This window comes from uncultured Clostridium sp. (genome assembly GCF_934754925.1).
In the GTDB taxonomy this organism is placed as follows: domain Bacteria; phylum Bacillota; class Clostridia; order Clostridiales; family Clostridiaceae; genus Clostridium.
Window position 1 is genome coordinate 1 of the sequence record NZ_CAKVJA010000076.1, and the last position, 6,043, is coordinate 6,043.

The 6,043-nt window shown below is 29.7% G+C and carries 4 protein-coding genes; 2 read left to right on the forward strand and 2 right to left on the reverse strand.

The window, feature by feature from the left end; genetic code table 11:
* Nucleotides 1–644 (reverse strand): metallophosphoesterase (locus Q0G30_RS13615; RefSeq protein WP_294391139.1); only part of this gene is annotated, 644 nt, incomplete at its 3' end.
* Nucleotides 645–780: 136 nt separating this feature from the next.
* Complete coding sequence (gene nifJ / locus Q0G30_RS13620) at nucleotides 781–4,320, reverse strand: pyruvate:ferredoxin (flavodoxin) oxidoreductase (protein WP_294391141.1); 3,540 nt, start codon at nucleotides 4,318–4,320, stop codon at nucleotides 781–783.
* A 448-nt stretch (nucleotides 4,321–4,768) separates the two neighbouring features.
* On the opposite strand from nifJ, the gene Q0G30_RS13625 reads away from it, so the two are divergent.
* Nucleotides 4,769–5,143, forward strand: coding sequence for a helix-turn-helix domain-containing protein (locus tag Q0G30_RS13625; protein ID WP_294134716.1), 375 nt, complete (start codon nucleotides 4,769–4,771; stop codon nucleotides 5,141–5,143).
* A gap of 292 nt (nucleotides 5,144–5,435) precedes the next feature.
* The coding region (locus Q0G30_RS13630) for an FprA family A-type flavoprotein (protein WP_294391144.1) at nucleotides 5,436–6,043 on the forward strand (608 nt) is incomplete at its 3' end.

Genomic DNA, 6,043 nt, shown 5'->3' on the forward strand with positions numbered 1-6,043 from the left:
TGCCCTGAAAACATTATATCAAAGTTATATTTATTATAAGAATAATTACCTACAGACTCAAAATTTTCTGGATAATGAGATAAAACAATTTTAATTCCTTCTAATTTTTCTAATCTTTTAAATAATACCTCAACATTTTCAACCTTATATCTACTATTTACCTTGCTATAAAACATTTCACCCTTATCTACTCTTTTTTCTGCTAAACCTAATATATTAATTATATTACCTTTAATTTTTATTTTTGATATTTCATTTTCTAATACATTAATATTTTTTTCTTTTAATTTTTCTACTATTTCCTTTACCCTAGAACATCTCATTTCATTATTTCCTAATATGTAATATACAGGAATCTTCTTATTTAACCTACTACAAAATTCGATTATCTCATTTATTCTTTTCATATTTGAATCTATTAAATCTCCTGTTGCTACAATAATATCTGGTTTCTGATCCATAATAACTTTATATAAAGTATTATTATCTCTTCCAAATTCCTTACTATGCAAGTCTGATATTTGGGCTATTCTCATATTTTTATTAACATTACTCTTTACTTTTAAATTAGTTATAGAAATTTTATTATTTTGATAATAGCAGAAAAATCCTGTAATCATAGCTATAGTAATTATTATTCCCATAATTATATCTCCTATCCCTTTTTATATAATAATTAAATTTTTATTTATATTATATATCACTTTCTAAAATAATTTAAAGTTATAATTACATATAAAAAAACACCTCAGAAAAATTCTGAGGTGTTTAAAATTTATATTATTCTTGTTCTGCTAATTTCTTTAGTTCAGCATATTTTTGTCTAGCATGTTCTTCTGTCATTTGGAATAATTCTTCCGCTTGTTCTGGGAATTGCTTAGCAATTGCTGAATATCTTACTTGATCCATTATAAAGTCTCTGAAGTTTCCTTGAGGTTCTTTAGAATCTAAACTTAATGGATTCTTTCCTTGTTCTTTTAATTCTGGATTATATCTATAAAGATGCCAGTATCCTGCCTTAACTGCTTCTTCCATGTTTCTTATAGAGAATCCCATTCCCTTCTTTAATCCATGGCTGATACAAGTTGAGTAAGCAATAATGATTGATGGTCCGTTATGTGCTTCTGCTTCAAGCATTGCCTTAACTACTTGGTTCTTATCAGCTCCAATAGCTACTTGTGCAACATAAACATTTCCGTAAGACATCATCATTCTTCCTAAATCTTTTTTCTTAGTCTTCTTACCTGATGCTGCTAATTTTGCCATAGCTGCTGCAGGAGTTGATTTAGAAGATTGTCCACCAGTATTAGAGTAAATTTCTGTATCAAATACTAATACATTTACGTCTTGTCCTGATGCTAATACATGGTCTAATCCACCGTATCCGATGTCATAAGCCCAACCATCTCCTCCAAGAATCCATTGTGATCTCTTAACAAGGAAATCAGCTCTTTCTCTAATTTCTTCAAGTAAAACTTTTGCTTCTTCATTTTCAATGTTGTTTTCTGCAAGTATTGCTTCAACTTCTCTTGAAGAAACTTTTGAAAGTTCTCCGTTATCTTTATTCTCTAACCAGTTCTTAAATACTTCTTTATATTCTTCAGCTATATCCATAGAAATTAAGCTTTCCATATTTGAAGCTATTTTCTTTCTCATTTGATCAGCTGCTAAGAACATACCATATCCAAATTCTGCATTATCTTCAAATAATGAGTTAGCCCAAGCTGGTCCTTTACCTTCATGGTTCTTAGTATATGGTGTTGAAGGTGCTGAACCTCCCCATATTGATGAACATCCAGTTGCATTAGCAATCATCATTCTATCACCGAATAATTGAGTTACTAATTTGATATATGGAGTTTCTCCACAACCAGCACATGCTCCTGAGAACTCGATAAGTGGTTGTTTAAATTGACTATCCTTAACTGTCTTACCTGGAGTTAAGTGTTCTTTGTTTGATACTTCTTTTGATACTGAGAAGTCCCAATTTGCTACTTCTTTTTCTACTTGTGTTCCAAGTGGCTTCATTTCTAACGCCTTACCTGGTGCTGGACAAATATCAACACAGTTGTTACATCCAGTACAGTCTAATGTACTAACTTGAATTCTATAGTTTAATCCAGCTAATGTTTTACCAGTAGCTTTCTTAGTTTCAAATCCAGCTGGTGCTTTAGCTAACTCTTCATCAGTTACTAGAACTGGTCTAATACATGCATGTGGACAAACGAAAGCACATTGGTTACATTGAATACATTTTGCCATATTCCATTCTGGAACATCTGTTGCAACACCTCTTTTTTCATATGCTGCAGTTCCTGCTGGGAATGTACCATCTTCTAATCCGTTAAATGCACTTACAGGTAACTTGTCTCCCTCTAAAGCATTCATAGGATTCATTATGTTCTTAACGAAATCTGTTACTTCTTTAGTTTCTACTTTAACTTCATCAGTTGCAGTCTTCCAACTTTCTGGTACGCTGATTTTAACTAATGAATTCATACCTGCTTCAACAGCTTCGTAGTTCATGTTAACAACCTTGTCACCCTTCTTACCGTAAGCCTTCTTAATTGAAGCCTTTAAGTATTCAGTTGCTTCTTCTTGTGGTATAATTTCTGCTAATTTAAAGAATGCAGATTGCATTATCATGTTAATTCTTCTACCTAATCCTATTTCAGAAGCAATCTTAGTTGCATTAACTGTATAGAAGTTTATTTCATTTTCAGCTATGTATCTCTTCATTTTAGCTGGTAATTTTCTTTCTATTTCTTCTTCGTTCCAAATAGTATTTAATACGAAGTTTCCACCTTTTTTAAGTCCCTTTAATAAATCATATTGATTTACGTAAGCTTGTACATGACATGCTATGTAATCAGCTTCATCAATAAGGTAAGTTGATCTTATTGGTGTATCTCCAAATCTTAAGTGAGACATAGTAACTCCACCAGATTTCTTTGAGTCATATGCAAAGTATGCTTGTACGTACTTATCTGTGTTTTCACCTATAATCTTAATAGCTTGCTTATTAGCTCCAACTGTACCGTCTGATCCTAATCCCCAGAACTTACATCTAACTGTTCCTGGTGTAGCTATTCTTAATTCATCTTCTACTGGAATTGAAGTGAAAGTAACATCATCTTCTATACCAACTGTAAAGAAGTTTTTAGAATCATCTTTCTTTAAGTTATCAAATATAGCTTTAATATCTGAAGGAGTAACATCCTTAGAAGCTAATCCATAACGCCCTCCAACTATCTTAGGTGCATTTTCTTTTCCGTAGAATGCAGAACATACATCTAAGTATAATGGTTCACCATTAGATCCTGGTTCCTTAGTTCTATCAATTACACAAATTTTTTCTACTGATTGTGGTATAACTTTTAATAAATGCTCTACTGAGAATGGTCTGAATAAATGAACTTTAACTAATCCATACTTTTCTCCTCTAGCATTTAATTCATCTATAGTTTCTTCTATAGCTTCAGTAACTGAACCCATAGCAACAATTATTTCTTTTGCATCTTCTGCTCCATAATAATTAAATAAACCATAGCTTCTTCCTGTTTTTTCTTCCATTTTAGCCATGTATTCTTCAACTATTGGAATTATATTATTATAGAATTTATTTGAAGCTTCTCTAGTTTGGAAATAAATATCTGAATTTTGAGCAGTTCCTCTTGTAACTGGATTGTTTGGAGTTAATGCTCTACTTCTAAATTCCTTTAGTGCTTCTCTATCAAGCATTTCTGCATAATCTTCATAATCTAAAACTTCTACTTTTTGTATTTCATGTGATGTTCTAAATCCATCAAAGAAGTTTACAAAAGGTAGTCTTCCTTTTATAGCTGCAAGGTGCGATACTGGAGCTAAGTCTGCAACTTCTTGTACTGAACCTGCAGCAAGCATTACACAACCTGTCATTCTTGCAGCCATAACATCTTGATGATCTCCAAATATTGATAATGCTTGAGAAGCTATTGCTCTAGCACTTACATGGAATACACCTGGTAATAATTCTCCTGCTACTTTATACATGTTTGGTAACATAAGTAATAAACCTTGTGATGCAGTGAAAGTCGTTGTTAATGCTCCTGCTTGAAGTGAACCGTGGAATGTACCCGCAGCACCAGCTTCTGATTGCATTTCTACAACATTAACAGTTTGTCCAAAAATATTTTTCTTCCCTTGAGCAGACCATTCATCCACAACTTCTGCCATTGTAGTAGATGGTGTTATAGGGAATATTGCAGCTACATCTGTAAACGCATATGCTACGTGAGCAGCAGCCGTATTACCATCAATAGTCATCATTTTCTTTGCCATGATAATATACCTTCTTTCATTGTCCTAAGTGTTTTAAATAATAATTATTCTTTAATAATAATTATACTTATTTTAAAATATTTTTCTAGTCCTTTTCTTAGAAATCTCATTTAGTATAATTCTGTAACCTTTTGTCACTTTTTAGTATAATCATATGTAATAATTTCTTCAATAGGAAAATACCATGTTTATACATTTATTTTTTTATGATTACTAAAATATTTTTCAATGATTATATTTATTTTTATTATCTATATATTTCTCATATTATAAAATATCTAAAATAAATTTTTAATTATTTTTGATATTCCTAATAATACTACCTATATATTTCTTATACAATAAGGCACTTTTTTTATATATAGTATCAAAAAAGATACTAAGTATATAGATTTAAACCATTAGATATGTTATTATTTATAAATGTACTCTAAAAGGAGGTTTCATAATGAATAAAACACTTTCTTTTCATAATGATTGCCATATTAAGAATCGTTGTGCTAAATATGATACATGCCCTATGATTCTTGTACATAGAATATTATCAGGTAAATGGAAGATTTTAATATTATGGTATTTAAGTAACGAAACTTTGAGATTTAGTGAATTAAAAAGAAAATTACCTGATACTACTCAAAAAATGTTAACTAATCAATTGAGAAGTCTTGAAGAAGATAACCTTATTTTTAGAAAAGTATATCCTGTAATTCCTCCTAAAGTGGAATATGGACTTACTGATATAGGGAAAAAAATAGTTCCTCTTCTGGAATCTATGTATACATATGGAGTTGAATATTCACAAGATAAAAAATCTTCTAAATAGCTAAGTTGTTTTACTTAGCTATTTTTAATTATTATCTAAAAAATTATTATCTAAAAATTATTTCTAAAAAATTACCAAAATTACTTTTAATAGTACTACTTTTATCTTAATTTATTGTTATAATATATTTTATAGAGTATTTATTTATTATTTTACACATATTAAATTTAAGTTTATAATTATCTCTTTGCTTATTTATTGACAATAATTATTGTTGGACTATAATTATTATATAGAAGTTACAATTAGAACTTATAAATTTAATATTAAATTGTAAAAGGAGATTATTCACATGGCTAACACATTCAAAATAACTGAAGACTTATTTTGGGTAGGAGCTCTTGACCCAAACTTAAGAATTTTTGACATAATAATGGAAACTAAATTTGGTACATCTTATAATTCTTATCTTTTAAAAGGCTCTGAAGGTATTGCTTTATTTGAAACTGTAAAAGAAAAATTCTTTGATGAACATTTAGATAAAGTTCGTTCAATAATAAATTTAGAAGATATAAACTATGTTGTTGTTAATCATACAGAACCAGATCATGCTGGCTCAGTAGAAAAAATACTAGAATATGCACCAAATGCAACTGTTGTTGGATCTACTCTTGCTATTAAATATCTAAGTGAAATCATTAATAAACCATTTAAAAGTAAAATTGTAAAAGATGGTGAAACTTTATCTTTAGGAAATAAAACTTTACAATTCATTAGTGCTCCACAATTACACTGGCCTGATACTATGTACACATATGTGATTGAAGATGAAACATTAATTACTTGCGACTCATTTGGAGCTCATTATTGTGATGAGCGTATCTTAAAAAGCTCTATAGAAGAAGATAAAGAAGATGATTATGTTGAAGCTTATAATTATTACTTTAGAATGATTATGGG